Source organism: Streptomyces sp. NPDC059852, assembly GCF_042731455.1.
Taxonomy (GTDB): domain Bacteria; phylum Actinomycetota; class Actinomycetes; order Streptomycetales; family Streptomycetaceae; genus Streptomyces.
Window position 1 is genome coordinate 79293 of the sequence record NZ_JBHWJK010000014.1, and the last position, 19807, is coordinate 99099.

The window sequence follows — 19807 nt, forward strand, 5'->3', positions numbered from 1 at the left end:
CCTCACGCCTCCTTGCCGAACAGCGTGCTGCCCCACCAGTCGTCCTTGTCGCGGACGCCCGGCGGGACGGCGAACAGCGCCGAACCCACATGCTGGATGTACTCGTTGAGCGCGTCCTTCGCCAGGTTGCGCTGGATGCGGATGAACCCGGTGCGCGGGTCGCGCTGGTAGGCGAGGAAGAACAGGCCCGCGTCCAGACGGCCGAGGCCGTCGGTTCCGTCCGTGAAGGAGTAGCCGCGGCGCAGGATCGTCGCGCCGCCGTTGGAGTCGGGGTGCGCGAGCCGGACGTGCGCGTCGGGCATCATCGCCTTCAGGAACGGCTTGTCGCGCTCCTTCGCCTTGCCGACCGGGGCGCCCTCGCCCTTGCTGCGGCCGAAGACGTCCTCCTGCTCCTGCAGGGAGGTGCGGTCCCAGGTCTCGATGTGCATGCGGATGCGCCGGGCGACGAGGTAGGAACCGCCGGCCATCCACCGCGGTCCGTCCTTCTCGCCGACCCACACGAACTTGTCCAGGCGGTCGGTCTCGGTGCCCGCGATGTTGCGGGTGCCGTCCTTGAAGCCGAACAGGTTGCGCGGGGTCTGCGCGTCGGGCGTCGTCGAGGAGGTCTTGCCGAAGCCGAGCTGCGACCAGCGCACCACGACCTTGCCGAACCCGATGCGGGCCAGGTTGCGGATGGCGTGCACGGCGACCTGCGGGTCGTCCGCGCACGCCTGGACGCACAGGTCGCCGCCGCTGCGGTCGCGGTCCAGGTTGTCACCGGCGAACTGCGGCAGCTCGGTGAGGGCTTCGGGGCGCGCGTCCGCGATGCCGAACCGCTCCCCGAACTTCTCGAAGAACGACGGCCCGAACCCGATCGTCAGCGTGAGCCGGGACGGCTTCAGTCCCAGCGCCTCCCCGGTGTCGTCCGGCGGGGCCTCGGCGAGACCGCCGTACGCGCCGTCGCCGACCGCGTGCCCCGCGGTCATCCGGCGCGCGGCCTGCGTCCACTCCTTCAGCAGGGCGACGAACGCGTCCCGGTCCTCGGTCCGCACGTCGAACGCGGCGAAGTGGAGCCGGTCCTGGACCGGGGTGGCGATACCGGCCTGCCGCTCCCCGTGGAAGGGGATCGCGGAGCCGGTGCCGGCGCCGGCCGGTTCGGCGTCGTCGCCCGGCCGGGTCGCCGCGACGGCCCCGCCGGCGGCGACGGCACCGAGCGCGAGCCCGGCGCCGCCCCAGCCGAGCAGCGCACGCCGGGAGGTGGTCTTCTCGGACGGTTCCGTCATGACGCGTCCCTACTTGACGACGACGGCGGCGGCGAGCTTGGACAGCGGCTCCGCCAGGGCGTTGACCCCGTCCGAGAGCTGCTTGCGGTCGGCGTCGCCGACCTTGTCGTACGAGGTGAACGCGTACGAGTCCTTGTCGGCGCGGTACGTGTCGAGTAGGCCGTCCAGGGCGGCGAACTGCTTGTCGAGTTCGGTGACGAGCTCCGGCTCGTTGGCCTGGGCGACGGGCTTCAGCAGCTCGTACGCCTTCTCCGCGCCCTCGACGTTGGCCTTGAAGTCGACCAGGTCGGTGTGCGAGTAGCGCTCCTCCTCGCCGGTGACCTTGCCGGTGGCGACCTCGTCGAGGAGTTCCTTGGCGCCGTTGGCCATGGAGGTCGGGGTGATCTCGGCCTTGCCGACCCGGTCCCGCCAGTCCTTCAGGTCCTTGATCAGCAGGCCGGCGAGCTCCTTCTCCCGGTCGCCGATCTTCCCGTCCTTCCAGAGCGACTTCTCCAGCCGGTGCCAGCCGGTCCAGTCGGTCGCCGGGTCCTGGCCGTCCTCCAGGCCGTCCTCGCGGACGTCGACCTTGGGGTCGATGTCGCCGAAGGACTCCGCGACCGGCTCGGTGCGCTCCCAGCCGAGGCGGGAGGGCGCGTACGCCTTCTTCGCGGCCTCGACGTCCCCGGACTTCACGGCCGCGGCGAACTTCTCGGCGAGCGGCAGCGTCTCGTCCGCCTGCTGCTGGACGTACTCGCGGTAGGCGGCCACGGCCTTGTCCAGGCGGGGGTCGCGCTTGGCGGCCGAGCCGCCGGTGGCCTTGACGGACTGCCGGATGCCGTCGCCCTTCATTCCGGGCTTGCAGGCGATGGTGTAGTCACCGGCCTTCACCTCGGCGGTGACGGTCTGCTTGGTGCCGGGGCCTATGTTCTCGCGCTCGGTGACGATGCGGTCGTCGGGGAAGAGGACGTACACCTCGGTCACCTTCGAGCCCTTGTTCTCGACGGTGAGCTCGATGTGACCGGCCGGGAACTCCTTCTTCGACACCTCGCACTTGTCGTCCGTCGCGGTCACCCGGACGACCCGGTCGGACCCCGCCGAACTGCCCTTCTCGGTGCACCCGGTGACGGCGGTCAGGGCCGCCACGGTGGTGGCGGCGGCGACGGCGGACAGTCTGGCGGGTCGCATGAAGGCTCCAAGTGAGGGTGGCCGGAAAGGACGCATGACGTGCCTCACAGCCCAGCAAGGTGAGGCTCACCTAACGAAGCTAAGGATGGCCTAAGTGGCCAAAAACGTCCCCATGGAGAGGTCAAAGGAAAGTCAAAGGTTCCGGCGGGACGTCACCGGGCGCCCGGCGTCCCGCGCGCACGGCGGTGCTTCAATGCCCTCGTGACTGACTACGACGTCCTCCGTGTGTTCTGCGGACCCAGGGGCGGATACGGCAACGAACTCGGCGTCGTCCGTGACGGCTCGGTGCTCCCGGACGGCCGGGACCGGCAGGCGCTGGCCGCCAAACTCGGGTTCAGCGAGACCGTGTTCGTGGACGACCCCGAGCGCGGGGTCATCGACATCCACACCCCGTCCACCCGGCTCCCCTTCGCCGGCCACCCCTGCGTCGGCGCCGCCTGGCTGCTGGACGTGCCCGAACTGGTCACGCCCGCCGGGGTCGTGGGCACCCGTATCGACGGCGAGTTCTGCTGGATCGAGGCCCGCCCCGAGTGGGCCCCGCCGCGCACGCTGCGGCAGTACGCCTCCGCCGCCGAGGTCGACGACCTGGAGGTGCCGCCGCCGGGGGAGTGGATCTACGCCTGGGCCTGGGAGGACGAGGCCGCCGGACGGATCCGCGCCCGCGGCTTCCCCGGCCGGGGCGACGGCATCGAGGAGGACGAGGCGACGGGCGCGGCGGCGATGCAGCTCACCCATCGCCTGGGCCGCGCCCTCAACATCACCCAGGGCGCCGGCTCCCAGCTGCTGACCGCGCCCCAGCCGGGGGACTGGGTGGAGCTGGGAGGCCGGGTCGTCCTGGAACGCTGACCCGGCTCAGGCGCTCAGCGGGAACTCCTCGCCGAGCGCCTGGAACATCGCGGTGTTCAGTGCGAACGCCTTCCTGCACTCGGCGACGATCCGCTGCTTCTCCAGGTCGTCCGCCGGGACGGCGTCCAGCAGTGCGCGGTACTCCCGCTTGAACGCCGCCGGGTTCGCGATGCCCTCGAAGACGTAGAACCGGACCCCGTCGCCCTTGCGCGCGAAGCCCCAGGTCCGCTCCGCCCGGTCGCGGATGATCTGGCCGCCGGAGAGGTCGCCGAGATAGCGGGTGTAGTGGTGGGCGAGATAGCCGCCCGGCCACTCCCGCACGCAGGAGCGCACCCGGTCCGCGTACGCCCGCGTCGCCGGAAGGGCCGTCAGGCCGGCCCGCCATCCGGGGCCCCGCAGATGGGCCAGGTCCCGTCCGAGCGCCTGGAGCCGGAACAGCTCCGGCCGGACGAAGGGGCCGGCCACCGGGTCGGCCGCCAGTCCGCCGGCGTCCGTCTCCAGCGCCTCGTAGACGAACCACAGCTGTTCCGTGTACCGCGCGTACGCGTCCACGCCGAGCCTCCCGCCGAGCAGGTCACTCATGAAGGTCGAGGTCTCGGCCTCGGTGTGCTGCTCTTGGGACGCGGTGCGGATGACGGTCGAGAAGGAGTCCATGGTCGCATCTTCCGAGGTTAGGCTTGCCTAAGTCAATAGGTTGCCGACGCGATGTCGGTAAAAGCGTACCGAGAAGACCCGCCCTCCGCAGAGGACGGGTCGGGGACGGACGTGGGGGCCGGAGCGGGTCAGGGCAGGGTGAGGATCTCCGTGCCCGTCTCCGTGACCACCAGCGTGTGCTCGAACTGCGCGGTGCGCTTGCGGTCCTTCGTGACGACGGTCCAGCCGTCGTCCCACATGTCGTACTCGTGGGTGCCCAGCGTCAGCATCGGCTCGATCGTGAACGTCATCCCGGGCTGGATCACCGTCGTCGCGTGCGGGCTGTCGTAGTGCGGGACGATCAGGCCCGAGTGGAACGACGAGTTGATGCCGTGACCGGTGAAGTCCCGGACCACGCCGTAGCCGAAGCGCTTGGCGTACGACTCGATCACCCGGCCGATGACGTTGATCTGCCGGCCCGGCCGGACCGCCTTGATCGCGCGGTTCAGGGACTCGCGGGTGCGCTCCACCAGCAGCCGGCTCTCCTCGTCCACGTCGCCGACCAGGTAGGTGGCGTTGTTGTCGCCGTGCACACCGCCGATGTACGCCGTCACGTCGAGGTTGACGATGTCGCCGTCCCGCAGCACCGTCGAGTCCGGGATGCCGTGGCAGATGACCTCGTTGACGCTGGTGCACAGCGACTTGGGGAAACCGCGGTAGCCGAGCGTGGAGGGGTAGGCGCCGTGGTCGCACATGTACTCGTGCGCCACCTTGTCCAACTCGTCCGTCGTCACGCCGGGCGCGATCAGCTTCGCCGCCTCGGCCATCGCGCGGGCGGCGATACGGCCGGCGATCCGCATCGCCTCGATGGTCTCCGGCGTCTGCACCTCGGGCCCCGTGTACGGGGTCGGCGCGGGCTTGCCGACGTACTCGGGGCGGCGGATGTTGCCGGGTACGGAACGGGTGGGGGACAGCTCCCCGGGAACGAGCAGCGACTGGCCAGACATGCCAGCGAGTCTAACCAGCGGTCCTGGGGGAACATGTCGGTGGCGAGAGGAGCTGGTCATGGCCTTGTTCAAGAAGCGCACGGTCGGCAAGCCGGGCGAGTGGTACTACTGCCTGGTCCACAAGAAGGTCGAGGAGGGGCCGGACTGCCCGGCCAAGGACCGGTTCGGTCCCTACACCTCGCGTGAGGAGGCCCAGCACGCCATGGACCTCGCCCGCGAACGCAACGTGGAGTGGGAGAACGACCCCCGCTGGCACGACTCCCGGTCGGGGCAGTCGGACGGCGGCTGATCGTCCCGCCCGCGAACGGTTCTCACCAGCGCGGGGGCGGCGGCGCCGTCAGGGCGTCCGCGAGGCGCGACAGGCGGTCCCGCAGGCGCCGGCGCCCCCGGCGGGACGGCAGCGGGTTCTCCCCGGCCGCCGCGCTCACCAGGTGCTGCACGGTGTCCAGGTCGAGCTCGGCGCCCTCCGGCACGATCAGCCGCTCATGGGACATCGCCGTCAGCTCACCCTCACCGGTGCCGAGCACCAGCACCGTCGCACCCGCCCGCCGCGCGTCGTACACCCGCTCCAGGAGCGGCGCCCCCGGCCCGGTCCGCGGTCCCGGAACCTGCCCGGGCCCGTCCGGGCAGGGCCCCGCCGACGGCGCCACCACCAGCAGCGTCTCCCCGCGCCGCGCCGCCGCCAGCCGGCCGAGCCCGACCGCCAGATGCGCCGGGTCCGAGGCGCGCGCGTCGTGCCGCACCAGGGTCGGCGCCAGCTCGGGCGTCCCCGACCAGGCGGCCTCGTCCACGAGATGCGCCGCCAGATGCCACGGCTCGTACTCCCGTGTGCCGACCAGCAGCAGCCCGCCGCCGTGCGCCACCGCGGACGTCCGCAGCGCCCCGGCGAACCGCCGCGTCGCCCCCAACCACTCGGTCCCGGCGAGCACTTCCCGCAGCAACGCGACCCGTACGGCATCCATGGGGCCGCATCCTGCCCCAGCCGCCCCCGCACGACCCGCCGTTCACCCCGAATTCGCCCGACCGGGGGCATCCACCCGCACACCTGCCCGACCCCGCCCCGGCGCCCTCGCCCTACGCCGCGTGCCCGGCGGACGTAAAGTCGGCCCATGACCTCTAGCGACAGCGCACAGCAGTCCGCCGCGACCCCCGCCAAGGCACCGGCCAAGGACCCCTGGGACCTCCCCGACGTCTCGGGGCTCGTCGTCGGTGTGCTCGGCGGCACCGGACCGCAGGGCAAGGGCCTCGCGTACCGGCTCGCCCTGGCCGGCCAGAAGGTGATCATCGGCTCCCGCGCCGCCGAACGCGCGCGGGCCGCCGCCGAGGAACTCGGACACGGCGTCGAGGGCGCCGACAACGCCGAGACCGCGCGCCGCAGCGACATCGTGATCGTCGCCGTGCCGTGGGACGGCCACGGCAAGACGCTGGAGTCCCTGCGCGAGGAGCTGACCGGCAAGCTCGTCGTCGACTGCGTCAACCCGCTCGGCTTCGACAAGAAGGGCGCCTACGCCCTCAAGCCCGAGGAGGGCAGCGCCGCCGAGCAGGCCGCCGCCCTGCTCCCCGACTCGCGGGTGACGGCCGCCTTCCACCACCTGTCGGCCGTCCTCCTGCAGGACCCGGAGATCGACCGCATCGACACCGATGTGATGGTCCTCGGCGAGGAGCGGGCCGACGTGGAGATCGTCCAGGCGCTGGCGGGCCGTATCGCCGGGATGCGGGGCGTCTTCGCGGGGCGGCTGCGCAACGCCCACCAGGTGGAGTCGCTGGTCGCGAACCTGATCTCGGTGAACCGCCGCTACAAGGCGCACGCGGGGCTCCGCGTCACGGACGTATGAGGAGATGGGGGACACTGGGCACAGCAGTGTCCCCCGACCAGGAGCCGACCCCATGCCCCGCCTCGCCTACTACACCCTCGTCGTCTGCGTGCTCTCCGTGGCCGCCGCGGTCGTCTCCTTCGCCCAGGGCAGCTGGCTCGGGATCGTGTGGATCCTGCTGGCGGGGCTGTCGTCGAACATGACCTGGTACTACGTGAAGCGCGCCCGGGACGCCCGGCGGGACTCCGTCACCGGATGACCGAGCACAGCTCGTTCCCGTCCCGCCAGAAGCGGAACAGGTCGTAGCCGCAGTAGGTGTCGATCTCGCCGATCCCCAGGACGCGCAGCACGGCGTCGATCATGTCGAAGAAGCCGCTGTTGATCTCCGGCACCCACAGCAGCGCGAAGACGAACAGCAGGCCGAACGGGGCGAACGGCTCCACCTGACGCCGGACGTCCCGCGACAGCCAGGGCTCGATCACGCCATAGCCGTCCAGGCCCGGCACCGGCAGGAAGTTCAGGATCGCCGCCGTCACCTGGAGCAGGGCGAGGAACGCCAGCGCGTACCGGAAGTCCCGCGGGACGCCGTCGAGCGCGCCCAGCCAGAACGGGGCCGTGCACAACACGGCGAACAGCACGTTGGTCAGCGGCCCGGCCGCCGAGATCAGGCTGTGCCGCCAGCGGCCCCTGATCCGCCCGCGCTCGATGAACACCGCGCCGCCGGGCAGACCGATACCGCCCATGATCACGAAGACGACCGGCAGGACGATGCTGAGCAGCGCGTGCGTGTACTTCAGCGGGTTCAGCGTGAGATAGCCCTTCGCGCCGACCGAGATGTCACCGCTGTGCAGCGCGGTGCGCGCGTGCGCGTACTCGTGCAGGCACAGCGACACGATCCAGGCGGCCGTCACGAACAGGAACACCGCGAGGCCCGGCTGCTCCGCGAACCCGGTCCAGGTGGCCCACCCCGTCACCGCGGTGACCGCGACGATCCCGAGGAACACGGGGCTGATCCGCCGTTCGCTGTGGCGGCTGAGGGCGGTGGTCATGGGGCTCCCTGGTCAGTCGTGGTCGCGGGCCCGCGCGTGGGCCCGCCCGACCGTACCGGTCGTACGCGGAAAACGTCTCGCGGTGGGGCGGTGGTTCCAGGGAGGCTGGACCCCGGCCCCCGCACCCCGGCCGCCACGCCCCGTCCGACGGCCCCGTGACCGACCCCGAGCCCACCAGAGACAATGGACCCCGTGCGCTATCGCATCCTCGGCACCACCCAGGCACTCCGCCCCGACGGCCGGGCCGTCCCGCTCGGCGGGGCCCGGCTGCGGGCCCTGCTCACCGTGCTCGCGCTGCGCCCCGGCCGGACCGTGCCCGTGGGCCTGCTGGTCGAGGAAGTGTGGGGCGCCGAACCGCCCGCCGACGCCACCGGGGCGCTCCAGGCCCTCGTGGGCCGGCTGCGGCGGGCCCTGGGCGCCGACGCCGTACGGTCCGAGGACGGCGGGTACCGGCTCGCCGCCGCACCCGACGACGTCGACCTGCACCGGTTCGAACGGCTCACCGGCGAGGGCCTGCGCGCCCTCGCCGACGACGACCCCGCCAAGGCGGCCGGCGTCCTCGACGACGCCCTCGCCCTGTGGCAGGGCCCCGCCCTCGCCGACCTGCCCGACCGCACCGCCGAGACGGCCCGCGTCCTGACCAGGCACCTGGACGCGCTGCGCGCCCGGCACACGGCGGCCCTGGCCCTCGGCCGCGCCGAGCAGGCGCTGCCCGAGCTGACCGCCCTGTGCGACGCCCACCCCCTGGACGAACCCCTCCAGGCGCTGCGGCTGCGCGCCCTGCGCGACACCGGCCGCCCCGCCGAGGCCCTGGCCGCCTACGACGACGTACGCCGGCTGCTGTCCACCCGCCTCGGCTCCGACCCCGGACCCGAACTGCGGGCCCTGCACGCCGAGTTGCTGCGACCCGGACCGGACGCCCGGCCCGCCGGGCCGCGCCCCGCCGACGCCCCCCGTCCGTCGGCCGCCCCGGCCGGCAACCTGAGGGCCCGGCTCACCTCCTTCGTCGGACGCGAACCCGACATCGCGGCCATCCGCGGGGACCTGGCCGGCGCCCGGCTCGTCACGCTGCTCGGCCCCGGCGGCGCCGGGAAGACCCGGCTGTCCCAGGAGGCCGCGGAGAGCGTGCGCGACGCCGTCCCGGACGGCGTGTGGCTCGCCGAACTCGCCCCCGTCGACGACCCCCGGGCCGTCCCCGAGGCCGTCCTCACCGCGCTCGGCGCCCGCGAGACCGTCCTGTACGGCGCCGGCGCCGAGGCCATGCGCGCCGGCACCGAACGGCACGACGACCCCGTCGACCGGCTCTCCGAGTACTGCGCCCCACGCCGCATGCTGCTCATCCTCGACAACTGCGAACACGTCGTCGACGCCGCCGCCCGCCTCGTGGAACGGCTGCTGGAGCGCTGCCCCGGACTGACCGTGCTCGCCACCAGCCGTGAACCCCTCGGTGTGCCCGGTGAGTTGCTGCGCCCCGTCGAACCGCTGCCCGAGCCGTTCGCGCTGCGCCTGCTCGCCGACCGGGGCGCCGCCGCGCATCCCGGCTTCCGCGTCGAGGCCGACGAGGAGACCGCCGCGGCCTGCGCCGAGATCTGCCGGCGCCTGGACGGCCTGCCCCTCGCCATCGAACTCGCCGCAGCCCGGCTGCGGATGCTCACCCCCCGGCAGATCGCCGACCGGCTCGACGATCGTTTCCGGCTCCTCACCTCCGGCAGCCGTACCGTGCTGCCCCGCCAGCAGACCCTGCGGGCCGTCGTCGACTGGTCCTGGGAGCTGCTGGACGACGACGAACGCGAGGTGCTGGGCCGGCTGTCGGTCTTCGCGGGCGGCTGCGACCTCGCCGCCGCCGAAGCCGTGTGCGGGCCCGTGGCGCTGGAGGCGCTGGGGTCCCTCGTCGACAAGTCCCTCGTGGTGGCGTCCGCCACGGACGACGGCGAGATGCGCTACCGGCTGCTGGAGACCGTCGCCGAGTACGCCGCAGAACGGCTCGACGAGACCGGCCGGCGGACCGAGGCCGAACGCGCGCACCTGACGTACTTCCGGGAGCTCGCCCGCACCACCGAGGCGTCGCTGCGCGGGCGCGGTCAGCTCGCCGCCATCGCCCGGCTGGAGCGCGAGAGCGAGAACATCCGCGCCGCCCTCCACCACGCGGTGGCCGCGCGGGACGAGCAGGAGGCGCTGTGCCTGGTGCTGGCCATGTCCTGGTACTGGCAGATGCGCGACCTGCGGATCGTCGCCCGCACCTGGTCGCGCGAGGTGCAGGACCTCGGGCCCGACCCGTTCAGCGAGCCGGTCCGCCGCGCCGAGCCCCTGTGGGAGCGCTGCGTCGACACCCCGCCGCCCTGGACGGACCAGGTCCGCGACGAGGCCCGGCGGGAGGTGCACCTGATCCACCTCGCCTGCATGGACACCGAGCTGGACGCCTGGCAGACCCCCGAGGCGCAGGCCAAGCTGCGGATCATCGCCGAGACCTACGAGCCGGGTCACCCGCAGGTCTGCCGCTCCCCGGGCTCCCTGTGGTTCTTCGCCGTCATGCTCACCGGCGACATGGACCGCCTGCGCGACGTCGTCGACGCCGCGATCCACACCTGCCGTGAACACCCCGGCTACCGGTGGGACCTCGCCGTCGGCCTCCAGCTGCGGGCCAACCTGCTGGCCAACCGCGCCGACTGGGCGGGCGACGCCATCACCGACGCCGACGAGGCGCTGGAGATCTTCGAGGACCTCGGCGACCTGTGGGGGACCGCCGAGGCGTACTCGGCGCGGGCGGAGGCCCACGAGCGCCAGGGTGCCTATCTGCGGGCCGCCGCCGACTACGAGGCGGGCATCGACCACGCCGAGCGGCTCGGCGCCCACGCCCAGGTGGGCGTGCTCAAGGCCCGGCTCGCCAGCGCCCTGATCGAGGCGGGGCAGGGGGAGCGGGGGGAGAGCCTGCTGCGCGCGGTCATCGAGGAGGGAAGCGGAGTGAGCGAGCACGCCATGCCGTTCGCCCGGCTCATCCTCGCCGGATGGCTCAGCCTGACCGGCCGGATCCCCGAGGCCCGTGAGGAACTGCGGCTGCTGCGCGAGGAGTTCAAGATCGCCCACTTCGTCGTCTTCGACGCGTTCATCCTCGGTTCCGAGGCCTGGCTGGACGCCCTCGAAGGGCGGACCGAGGAGGCTCTGGAGACGGTCAGGAAGGCGCTGGAACGGGCCGGGGACCCGCTCGCCCGGGCCATCGCGCCCCAGATGCGGGCCGCCTACCTGACCACCGCCGCGTTCGCCCTGGCCCACGCCGACGGAGGCCGCCGGGCCGGGGACGCCGCCCGCTGCCTCGGCGCCGCCGACCGGCTCCAGCCGGACCGGCACGTCCCGAGCCGCCAGGAGCAGGAGGTGCGGCGCAGAGCGGTGACGGGCGCGCGCTCCGTGCTCGGCGACGCCGCCTACGAGGAGGCGTACGCCGAGGGCGGCGGCCTCTCCCCGCAGGAGGCCGCCGCCCTCGTATGACGCGTTCCGCCGTGGACGTCAGGTCTTGGTGCGGAACTTGTGGATCGCGACCGGCGCCATCACCGCCGTGATGAGCGCCGACCAGCCGAGCGTCACCCACAGGTCGTGGGCGACCGGCCCGCCCACCATCAGCCCGCGCGCCGCGTCGGCGAGCGTGGACAGCGGGTTGTAGTCGGTGAACGCCTGCAGCCAGCCCGGCATCGACCCCGTCGGCGCGAAGATCGACGAGCCGAACTGCAGCGGGAACAGCACCAGGAAGCCCATCGCCTGCACGGACTGCGCGCTCTTCATCACCACGCCCAGGGTGAGGAACACCCACATGATGGACGAGGCGAACACGGTGGACAGGGCGACCGCCGCGAACAGCCCGCCCCAGTGGTGGATCTCGAACCCGACCAGGACCGAGACGACCATCAGCACCGCCGTCGCGAACAGCATCCGCAGCAGCTCCACGGAGATCTTCGCGAACAGCACCGAGCCGCGCCCGATCGGCAGCGACCGGAAGCGGTCCATGACACCGGAGTTGAAGTCCTGGCTGAACCCGGTGCCGACGCCCTGCGACAGCGTCATGCTCATCATCGCGATCATGCCGGGGATCACGTACTGGACGTACTGGTCCTGCCCGCCGCCCAGGGCCTGCCCGATCGAGCCGCCGAAGACGAACACGAACAGCAGGGTGAAGATGACCGGCATCAGCAGCGCGTCGGCCATCGACTCCGGGTCCTGCCGGATCCACAGCAGGTTGCGGCGGACGAGCGCGCCGGTGTGCCGCAGATGCCCGCGCAGCGGGATCCGCGCGTCGTCGCCGGCGGAACGGGTCTCGGGGGTGACGGTGGCGGCGCTCATACGGCGACCTCCTCGCGGTCGTCGGCGGGCACGGTGTCCTGGGGCGCACTGGCGCGGTGGCCGGTGAGCGAGAGGAACACCTCGTCCAGGCTGGGCAGTTCGGTGGTGATGGAGGCGAGGGTGACCCCGCGCGCGGTGACGGCGCCGACGATCGCGGTCAGCTGCTCGTCGCTGAGGACGGGGACGAGCAGGGTGCCCGTCTCGGCGTCGACGGTGGTGCTGGCGAGCCCGGTGATGCCGAGGTCGTCCAGATACCCGGCCAGCGGCCCCAGTTCGAGGGCGTCGGTGGGGCGGATCCGCAGCGTGCGGCCGCCGACCTTCGCCTTGAGCTCGTCGATCCCGCCGCCCGCGATGACCTTGCCGCGGTCCACGACCGTCAGCTCCGAGGCGAGCTGCTCGGCCTCCTCCATGTACTGGGTGGTGAGCAGGACGGTCACCCCGTCCCCGACCATCGCCTTGACCTCGTCCCACACCTCGTTGCGGGTGCGGGGGTCCAGGCCCGTCGTCGGCTCGTCCAGGAACAGCACGGCCGGCCGGCCGATCATGGAGGCGGCCAGGTCGAGCCGGCGGCGCATACCGCCCGAGTAGGTCGAGGCGGGCCGCTTGGCGGCCTCCGTCAGCGAGAAGCGCTCCAGGAGCGCGTCGGCGCGCCTGCGGGCCTCCTTGCGGGGCAGGTCCAGCAGCCGTCCGATCAGGTACAGGTTCTCCCAGCCGGGGAGCTTCTCGTCCACGGAGGCGTACTGCCCGGTCAGCCCGATGACCCGGCGCAGCTGCCGGGGCTGCCGTACGACGTCGTAGCCCGCGACCGTGGCCTGCCCGGCGTCCGGGGTCAGCAGCGTGGACAGGATGCGGACGAGGGTCGTCTTGCCGGCGCCGTTCGGCCCCAGTACGCCCATGACGGTGCCCTCGCGGACCTCCAGGTCCACACCGTCCAGTGCCTTGGTCTCGCCGTAGTGCTTGACCATCCCCCGTACGGAGACGGCGCCGCTCGCGCCGCCCGGCGTGTTGTCGTTTCGCGTCATGGCACCGACAGTGGCAGACCCCACCGACAAACCGCCGACAGCCCGCCTACACCCCGCCCGCCGCCCTGTCGGCGGCCCCGGCCCCGCTCAGGAGACCGACGTGCCGACCTCGACGCGCGCCGCGACCGGCAGGTGGTCGCTCGCGGTCCTGGGCAGCGTCCACGAACTGGACGGCTCCACGCCCTTGACCATGATCTGGTCGATCCGGGCCATCGGGAACCGCGCCGGCCAGCTGAACCCCATCCCGGTGCCGGACGCGCCCTGCGTCGAGCGCATCTGGGCGGTGACGGCGTTGAGCGCGCGGTCGTTCATCGTGCCGTTCAGATCGCCGAGCAGGACGATCCTGTCCAGCCGCTCGTCGGCGATGGCCTCGCCCAGCGCGTCGGCGCTCTTGTCGCGCTGCCGGGCGGTGAACCCGGCCTCCATCTTCACGCGCACCGACGGCAGATGGGCGACGTAGACGGCGACCTCGCCGGACGGCGTGTCCACCACCCCGCGCATGGCGCGGGTCCAGCCCAGCCGGATGTCGACCGGCCGCACCCCGCTCAGCGGGTACCTGCTCCACAGCCCGACCGTGCCCTGCACCGAGTGGTACCGGTACGTCGACGCGAGCGCCTTCTCGTACGTCGGGACCGCCGAGGCCGTCAGCTCCTCCAGGGCGACCACGTCGGCGCCGGACGCGGCGACGTCCCGGGCCGTGCCGGACGGGTCGGGGTTCTCGGCGTTGACGTTGTGCGTGGCGACCGTCAGATCGCCACCGGCGCCGGTCTTGTCGGTGAGCTGGCCGCCGAAGAGGTTCAGCCAGACGATCGACGGGACCAGCACGGCGATCAGCGCGGTCGCCGACCGGCGCACGACGCCCAGCACCAGCAGCAGCGGGACGAGCACACCCAGCCAGGGCAGGAACGTCTCGGTGAGACTGCCGAGGTTCCCGATCGCGTTGGGGATCTGCGCGTGCAGCACCATCACCAGGGCCAGCGCGAGCGCGAGGACGGCGGGCACCAGCCCGCGGCGCCAGACGCCCGGGTCGCGCCACCAGCCGGAGGTCACGCGGTGCGTCAGGCGCCGGAGCGCGGGCCTGCGGCGTTCGGGCCCCGGGCCGCCGTTGTCCGTCTCCGTCACGTACGCCTGTTGCGCCATACCGTCGCCTCACTACCTGCCGTGCAACACCGTCGTCCCCCCGCGCCCAGAGAAAACCCTAGGGGATGATCGGCTCCGTTCCCGCCGTCCTGAAGACGGCCGTACGGGGGCGAGGACGTGCGAGCGGGTCCGGGTAGTTCCGCTTCTCCGGAAGGAATGCGCGTTCTGTGACGGAAGGCGCACATTCGCCTATGCGCCGGGCGACCTGAGGGGCCGTAGGCCGGTGAGCACGGCGTCGGCCATCTGTTCGGCGAGCCCCTCGGGTAGTTCGGCGTCCGGGCGCATCACCGCGCGCACCAGCATCGGGCCGAAGACCATGTCGTTCATCACGTCGATCCCGAGGTCCGCGCGCAGCTCGCCGGTCTCCTGGCCGCGCCGCAGGATCGCGTGCTGCTTGCGGCGCCGCGGCTCGATCACGTTCGCCTGGTAGGCGTCCCAGATCTTCGGGCTGCTCTTCATCTGGGCGATGACGTTGTGCAGCAGCACCGACGAGCGGGTCATCAGGCCGCGCTGCCGGGTCTGTTCGAGCAGGGCCACCACGTCGTCGCGCACGGAGGTGCCGGGCAGTTCGGGGTCCGGCGGCTCGGCGGCCCGCACGATGTCGACGAACAGCTCCTCCTTGCCGCTCCAGCGCCGGTAGATGGCGGCCTTGCCGACGCCCGCGGTGCGCGCGATGCGCTCGATGGACAGCTCCGCGAGGGGCACGCCGTCCTCCAGGAGCTTCAGCACGCCCTCGGTGATGGCCCGCTCCACGGCCTCGCTGCGCGGCCGGCCCCGGGTGGGGCCGTCCTGCCGGGGACGACTGTCGGCGAGGCTCACTGGGTCGCTCCTTTCCGTGGGCGCTGTGCCGATTCTCCCCCTGGTGCGGACGCCGCCGGAACGACGGCGTCCGCGCGTCCGCGCTATTCGGACGCCACGAGCTCCTTCTCCTCCTCGCCCTCGCGCGGGCCGGCGGGCCGCCCCGGCAGGAACAGGGCCACGACGACCGCGCCGAGCACCGCGATGCCCGCTCCCCACAGCGCCGTGACATGCATGGCGTGCAGGAACGCGTCGTGGGCCGGGCCGACGAGGGCCTCCCCGCGCGGGCCGAGCTTCTCGGCGACCCCGAGCGTGGCCTCGATGGACTCGCCCGCGGTGTGCCGGACGCCCTCGGGGAGCGCGGTGAGCTTGTCCTCGATGCCGCCGCGGTAGGCCGTGGACAGCACCGAGCCGAGCACGGCGATGCCGAGGGCGCCGCCGACCTGCCGGAACGTGTTGCTGAGCGCGGAGGCGGAACCGGCCTTCTCACGCGGCAGGGCCTGCATGATGACGACGCTGATCGGCGTCATGATGTGCGCCATCGCGGCACCCATCAGGAAGAAGATGACCTCCAGGAGCCAGATCGGGGTGTCCGCCTCGAAGGTGGCGAAGGAGGCCAGCGTGGCGGCGATGAGGACCATGGCGCCGGTGGTGGTGGCCCGGTTGCCGAACCGGTCGACGAGGAGCCGGGCCCGCGGGGCGAAGATCATCTGCGCGGCGGCGAGCGGCAGCATCAGCAGGCCGGTCTCCAGCGGCGAGTAGCCGCGCACGCTCTGGGTGTAGAAGACGGAGAAGAACGTCACGCCCATGAGGGCGAAGAAGACCAGCGCGATGACGCCGATCGCGGCCGAGAAGATCTTGTTGCGGAAGTACCCGATGTCGATCGACGGGTGGTCGCTGCGCTTCTCGAAGATCACGAACGCGGCGAGCACCACGAGGCCGGCGCCGATCGTCGCCAGGACCGCGGGATCGGTGAAGTCGGCGAGCTGGCCGCCCTTGATGATGCCGTAGACCAGCAGGACCAGGCCGACCACGGAGAGCACCACACCGACGGGGTCGATCCGGCCGGGCCGCGGGTCGCGCGAGTCCGGGACGAGCCACAGCATCAGCGCGAGCGCGAGCAGCACGATCGGCACGTTGATCAGGAAGACCGAGCCCCACCAGAAGTGGTCGAGGAGCAGTCCGCCGGTGATCGGCCCGATGGCGATGGCGAGGCCGACACCGCCGGCCCAGATGCCGATGGCCTTGGGCTGCTCGTCCCGCTCGAAGACGTTCATCAGCACCGCGAGCGTGGCCGGCATGACGAACGCGGCGCCGAGGCCCATGACGGCGCGGAAGGCGATCAGCTCGCCCGGCGAGCCGGAGAACGCGGCGAGCGCCGAGCCGACGCCGAACACGGCGAGCCCGCCGAGCAGCACCTTCTTGCGGCCGAGCCGGTCCCCGAGGATGCCCGCGCTGAACAGCAGCCCGGCGAAGACGAGGGTGTAGGCGTTGATCGCCCACTCCAGCTCGCTCTGCGTGGCGCCGAGGCCGGTCGGCGCGGGCGTCGAGATGGTCTTGATGGCGACGTTGAGGATGGAGTTGTCCAGCACGACGATCAGGAGGCTGAGCATCAGCACACCGAGGATCGCCCAGCGGCGCCGGTGCACCGCCTCCGGTATGCGGGTGGCTGGGGCGGGAGAAGTCATGATGCCGACCGTACCGTCATAACGATACGGGTCCGTCTCGTATCGTAAGTTCTTACCGGAACCTTACGTCACGAAACGGCCACGGGCACGGGGCGGAACTCACATACGGCGGTCTGGCCCCGCCCGGCACGAAGTGCCACCATGGACCTGGTCCGGGGACGCCGTCAGGGCGCCTCGAGATGACATGAAGGAGCCGTTGCCATGACGCAGCTCTCGGCTGCCCAGACGCCTCAGGCGAAGCCCTCCGACGCCGGGAAGGCGCTGTACGGAGGCAAGAGCACCCGCCGCATCACCGTCCGCGACATCGCCCTCGCCAAGGAGCGGGGCGAGAAGTGGCCCATGCTCACCGCGTACGACGCGATGACCGCGTCCGTGTTCGACGAGGCCGGCATCCCGGTGATGCTCGTCGGCGACTCCGCGGGCAACTGCCACCTCGGCTACGAGACCACCGTGCCCGTCACCCTCGACGAGATGACCATGCTGTCGGCGGCCGTCGTCCGGGGGACCTCCCGCGCCCTGATCGTCGGCGACCTGCCCTTCGGCTCCTACCAGGAGGGCCCGGTGCAGGCGCTGCGCTCGGCGACCCGGCTGGTGAAGGAGGCCGGCGTCGGCGCCGTCAAGCTGGAGGGCGGCGAGCGCTCGCACCGCCAGATCGAGCTGCTGGTCGAGTCCGGCATCCCCGTGATGGCGCACATCGGCCTGACCCCGCAGTCCGTCAACGCCATGGGCTACCGCGTCCAGGGCCGAGGCGAGGAGGCCGCCGCGCAGCTCCTGCGGGACGCCAAGGCCGTCCAGGACGCCGGAGCCTTCGCGGTCGTCCTGGAGCTGGTGCCGGCCGAGCTGGCCGCCGAGGTCACCCGCGTCCTGCACATCCCGACCGTCGGCATCGGCGCCGGCCCCGAGACCGACGCCCAGGTCCTCGTCTGGACCGACATGATGGGCCTGACGGGCGGCCGCGTACCGAAGTTCGTCCAGCAGTACGCCGACCTGCGCCGGGTCATGGGCGACGCGGCCAAGGCCTTCGCCGAGGACGTCGTCGGCGGGACCTTCCCGAGCGAGGCGCACTCCGTCCACTGACGGCCCGCCCCCGAACCACTGCGGCACCGAGCGCCCCGCCGATCTTCCCCCGTCGGCGGGGCGCTTCCCGTGCCCGGACCCTCAGGGCCGGGGCTTCGCGCCCCGTTCGCGCAGCATGTCGGCCATCAGGTCGATCTCCGCCTGCTGCCCGTTGACCATGGTCCGCGCCAGCCTCTTCTCCACGCCGACCGCGCACTTGTCCAGGCAGCCCTCGGCCATGTGGATGCCGCCCTTGTGATGGGCCGTCATCAGCTGCAGGAAGAAGACCTCCGCCTGTTCGCCGTTCAGCGTGCCGAGCTTCTTCATCTCCGCGTTCGTCGCCATGCCCGGCATCAGCGAGCCCTCCCCGGCGGAGGGCGCGTCGCCCATGCCCATCCAGGTCATCGGCGCGTCCGCCGACACCTTCGGCAGCTCCCACAGGTCCAGCCAGCCCATCAGCATGCCGCGCTGGTTGGCCTGCGTCTGCGCGATGTCGTACGCGAGCCTGCGCACGTCCTCGTCGTCCGTGCGGTCGCGCACGATGTACGCCATCTCCACGGCCTGCTGGTGGTGCACGGCCATGTCCCGCGCGAACCCCGCGTCCGCCGAGCCGGCGTCGGGGACCGTGCCCCCGGAGCCGTCCCCGGCGGCCGCGTAGGTGAGCGCGCCGGCGGCGACGAGGACGGCCGCCGCGGTCCCCGCCATCCAGCCGATGTGCGGCCTCACTCCGACAGACCGCCCGTGCAGGCCGCGCCCGGCTCGGGCGTCTGCTTGCCCTGGACGTAGGTCTCGAAGAACTTCCCGACGTCCGGGTCGTCCGCGCTCTTCACCGTGCGCTGGTGTCCCCACGCGCTCAGCATGATGGGGTCCTTCTGCTTCTCGTCCGGGCTCATCAGCGTGTACGGCGTCTGCTTCACCTTCGCCGCCAGCGCGTCCACGTCGGACTTGGACGCCTTCGACGTGTACGTCACCCACACCGCGCCGTGCTCCAGCGAGTGCACGGCGTTCTCCCGCCGCAGCTCCTTGGTGTAGACGTCGCCGTTGCAGTTCATCCAGGCCCGGTGGTGGTTGCCGCCGACCGGGGGCTCCATCGGGTACGACACGCTCGTCTCGACGTGCGTGCTGGCCAGCTTGCCCTTCCAGGTGTTCACGCCGTCGTCGCCGGCGACGAACTTCCCGGAGGTCTTGTCGGGCTTCGCGGCCTCGTCGTCGCCGCCCTGGGAGCGGACGAGGACGACCCCGCCGACGACGAGCGCGGCGACGATCACCGCGGAGACGCTGATCGTGATGACACGGCCGCGGCGCTCGCGGGCCCGCTCGGCCCGCCGCATCTCCTCTATCCGCGCCTTGCGCTCGGCGCTGTTCCTGTTCTTGGCGGAGCCCATGAGGTCATGTCCTTCGGCGAAAGGGGCGGTCGGGTCCGCTGATCGTAATGGGGAAGGGGTGGCCTCTCGTAGGGAGGTGACGACAACGGCCGGATCACGGAGGGCGGCCGTCGGCGCGCCCCGGATATTTGGAACCGAGGATGCGCATTATCTACGCTGGCCGGCATGCGGCTGTTGCGCTCCACCGATCTGGCCCTGCGCCTGCTGATGCGGCTCGCCGTCCTCGGGGACGCCACGCCGACGACCCGCGAGGTCGCGGCCGACATGCAGGTGCCCTACACGCACGCCGCCAAGGTGGTCGCCGAGCTCCAGCACCAGGGCCTGGTCGTCGCCCGCCGGGGGCGCGGCGGCGGGCTCACCCTCAGCGAGCGGGGCCGCACCGCGTCCGTCGGCGCGGTCGTCCGCGCCTTCGAGGGCGACGGCGACGTCGTGGAGTGCGAGGGCGACCACCCCTGCCCGCTCAGCCCCGGGTGCCGGCTGCGCGGAGCGCTGCGGCAGGCCCAGGAGGCGTTCTACGCCTCGCTGGACCCGCTCACCCTGGCCGACGTCACGGCGGACCCCACCGGCCCGCTGCTGCTCCAGATCGGCGTCGGTCGGCCCGTCTGACGGCCGGG

At 72.4% G+C, this 19807-nt stretch carries 20 protein-coding genes; 7 read left to right on the forward strand and 13 right to left on the reverse strand.

What is annotated here, in order from left to right:
- Positions 1-2: 2 nt before the first annotated feature.
- Together efeB and efeO are read right to left on the reverse strand one after the other, a co-directional pair.
- Positions 3-1262: an iron uptake transporter deferrochelatase/peroxidase subunit gene (gene efeB / locus ACFV46_RS19550; protein ID WP_385498991.1), complete on the reverse strand. Its 1260-nt coding sequence runs from the start codon at positions 1260-1262 to the stop codon at positions 3-5.
- 9 nt (positions 1263-1271) lie between these two features.
- Positions 1272-2426, reverse strand: a complete 1155-nt coding sequence (gene efeO, locus ACFV46_RS19555) for an iron uptake system protein EfeO (RefSeq protein WP_361932064.1) — start codon at positions 2424-2426, stop codon at positions 1272-1274.
- Between the two features lie 201 nt (positions 2427-2627).
- Between efeO and ACFV46_RS19560 the strand changes: the two genes are divergently transcribed.
- Entirely contained in the window at positions 2628-3272 is a 645-nt protein-coding gene (locus tag ACFV46_RS19560) for a PhzF family phenazine biosynthesis protein (RefSeq protein ID WP_376728865.1), read from the forward strand.
- Positions 3273-3278: 6 nt separating this feature from the next.
- On the opposite strand, the gene ACFV46_RS19565 is transcribed toward ACFV46_RS19560, so the two are convergent.
- Together ACFV46_RS19565 and map are read right to left on the reverse strand one after the other, a co-directional pair.
- On the reverse strand, positions 3279-3926 hold the full coding sequence (locus tag ACFV46_RS19565) for a biliverdin-producing heme oxygenase (RefSeq protein WP_361932058.1): 648 nt from the start codon (positions 3924-3926) through the stop codon (positions 3279-3281).
- A gap of 128 nt (positions 3927-4054) precedes the next feature.
- Positions 4055-4912: a type I methionyl aminopeptidase gene (gene map / locus ACFV46_RS19570; protein ID WP_361932056.1), complete on the reverse strand. Its 858-nt coding sequence runs from the start codon at positions 4910-4912 to the stop codon at positions 4055-4057.
- A gap of 58 nt (positions 4913-4970) precedes the next feature.
- On the opposite strand from map, the gene ACFV46_RS19575 reads away from it, so the two are divergent.
- On the forward strand, positions 4971-5201 hold the full coding sequence (locus tag ACFV46_RS19575; RefSeq protein ID WP_361932053.1) for a hypothetical protein: 231 nt from the start codon (positions 4971-4973) through the stop codon (positions 5199-5201).
- Positions 5202-5223: 22 nt separating this feature from the next.
- Here ACFV46_RS19575 and ACFV46_RS19580 read toward each other — a convergent pair whose 3' ends face one another.
- Positions 5224-5874: a hypothetical protein gene (locus tag ACFV46_RS19580; RefSeq protein ID WP_385498993.1), complete on the reverse strand. Its 651-nt coding sequence runs from the start codon at positions 5872-5874 to the stop codon at positions 5224-5226.
- A 147-nt stretch (positions 5875-6021) separates the two neighbouring features.
- Here ACFV46_RS19580 and npdG point away from each other — a divergent pair, with 147 nt between their 5' ends.
- Positions 6022-6747 (forward strand): NADPH-dependent F420 reductase, encoded by a 726-nt coding sequence (gene npdG, locus ACFV46_RS19585; RefSeq protein ID WP_361932048.1) that lies wholly within the window; start codon positions 6022-6024, stop codon positions 6745-6747.
- A gap of 52 nt (positions 6748-6799) precedes the next feature.
- Positions 6800-6985 (forward strand): hypothetical protein, encoded by a 186-nt coding sequence (locus ACFV46_RS19590; RefSeq protein ID WP_376728868.1) that lies wholly within the window; start codon positions 6800-6802, stop codon positions 6983-6985.
- On the opposite strand, the gene ACFV46_RS19595 is transcribed toward ACFV46_RS19590, so the two are convergent.
- The gene (locus ACFV46_RS19595; protein ID WP_385498995.1) at positions 6975-7775 is read right to left on the reverse strand and encodes a site-2 protease family protein; all 801 of its coding nucleotides are present in this window, start codon (positions 7773-7775) and stop codon (positions 6975-6977) included. The two genes, ACFV46_RS19590 and ACFV46_RS19595, sit on opposite strands and share 11 nt — an antisense overlap.
- A 183-nt stretch (positions 7776-7958) precedes the next feature.
- Here ACFV46_RS19595 and ACFV46_RS19600 point away from each other — a divergent pair, with 183 nt between their 5' ends.
- Positions 7959-11258, forward strand: a complete 3300-nt coding sequence (locus ACFV46_RS19600) for a BTAD domain-containing putative transcriptional regulator (RefSeq protein WP_385498996.1) — start codon at positions 7959-7961, stop codon at positions 11256-11258.
- A gap of 18 nt (positions 11259-11276) precedes the next feature.
- On the opposite strand, the gene ACFV46_RS19605 is transcribed toward ACFV46_RS19600, so the two are convergent.
- The 5 genes from ACFV46_RS19605 to ACFV46_RS19625 form a co-directional block, all read right to left on the reverse strand.
- A complete protein-coding gene (locus ACFV46_RS19605) occupies positions 11277-12104 on the reverse strand; it encodes an ABC transporter permease (RefSeq protein WP_385498997.1) in 828 nt (275 codons plus the stop codon).
- Complete coding sequence (locus ACFV46_RS19610; protein WP_376728871.1) at positions 12101-13126, reverse strand: ATP-binding cassette domain-containing protein; 1026 nt, start codon at positions 13124-13126, stop codon at positions 12101-12103. The genes ACFV46_RS19605 and ACFV46_RS19610 overlap by 4 nt, the downstream gene beginning before the upstream one ends.
- An 87-nt stretch (positions 13127-13213) precedes the next feature.
- Positions 13214-14266, reverse strand: coding sequence for an endonuclease/exonuclease/phosphatase family protein (locus ACFV46_RS19615; protein WP_361932034.1), 1053 nt, complete (start codon positions 14264-14266; stop codon positions 13214-13216).
- Between the two features lie 189 nt (positions 14267-14455).
- Entirely contained in the window at positions 14456-15085 is a 630-nt protein-coding gene (locus ACFV46_RS19620) for a TetR/AcrR family transcriptional regulator (RefSeq protein ID WP_361932031.1), read from the reverse strand.
- A gap of 83 nt (positions 15086-15168) precedes the next feature.
- Positions 15169-16752, reverse strand: coding sequence for an MFS transporter (locus tag ACFV46_RS19625; RefSeq protein WP_385498998.1), 1584 nt, complete (start codon positions 16750-16752; stop codon positions 15169-15171).
- A gap of 201 nt (positions 16753-16953) precedes the next feature.
- On the opposite strand from ACFV46_RS19625, the gene panB reads away from it, so the two are divergent.
- Positions 16954-17829 (forward strand): 3-methyl-2-oxobutanoate hydroxymethyltransferase, encoded by an 876-nt coding sequence (gene panB, locus ACFV46_RS19630; RefSeq protein ID WP_086867132.1) that lies wholly within the window; start codon positions 16954-16956, stop codon positions 17827-17829.
- 81 nt (positions 17830-17910) lie between these two features.
- On the opposite strand, the gene ACFV46_RS19635 is transcribed toward panB, so the two are convergent.
- Both ACFV46_RS19635 and ACFV46_RS19640 read right to left on the reverse strand, forming a co-directional pair.
- On the reverse strand, positions 17911-18513 hold the full coding sequence (locus ACFV46_RS19635) for a DUF305 domain-containing protein (protein WP_385498999.1): 603 nt from the start codon (positions 18511-18513) through the stop codon (positions 17911-17913).
- A gap of 17 nt (positions 18514-18530) precedes the next feature.
- A complete protein-coding gene (locus tag ACFV46_RS19640) occupies positions 18531-19193 on the reverse strand; it encodes a DUF3105 domain-containing protein (protein WP_361932023.1) in 663 nt (220 codons plus the stop codon).
- 165 nt (positions 19194-19358) lie between these two features.
- On the opposite strand from ACFV46_RS19640, the gene ACFV46_RS19645 reads away from it, so the two are divergent.
- The gene (locus tag ACFV46_RS19645; RefSeq protein WP_361932022.1) at positions 19359-19799 is read left to right on the forward strand and encodes an Rrf2 family transcriptional regulator; all 441 of its coding nucleotides are present in this window, start codon (positions 19359-19361) and stop codon (positions 19797-19799) included.
- Positions 19800-19807 lie beyond the last annotated feature (8 nt).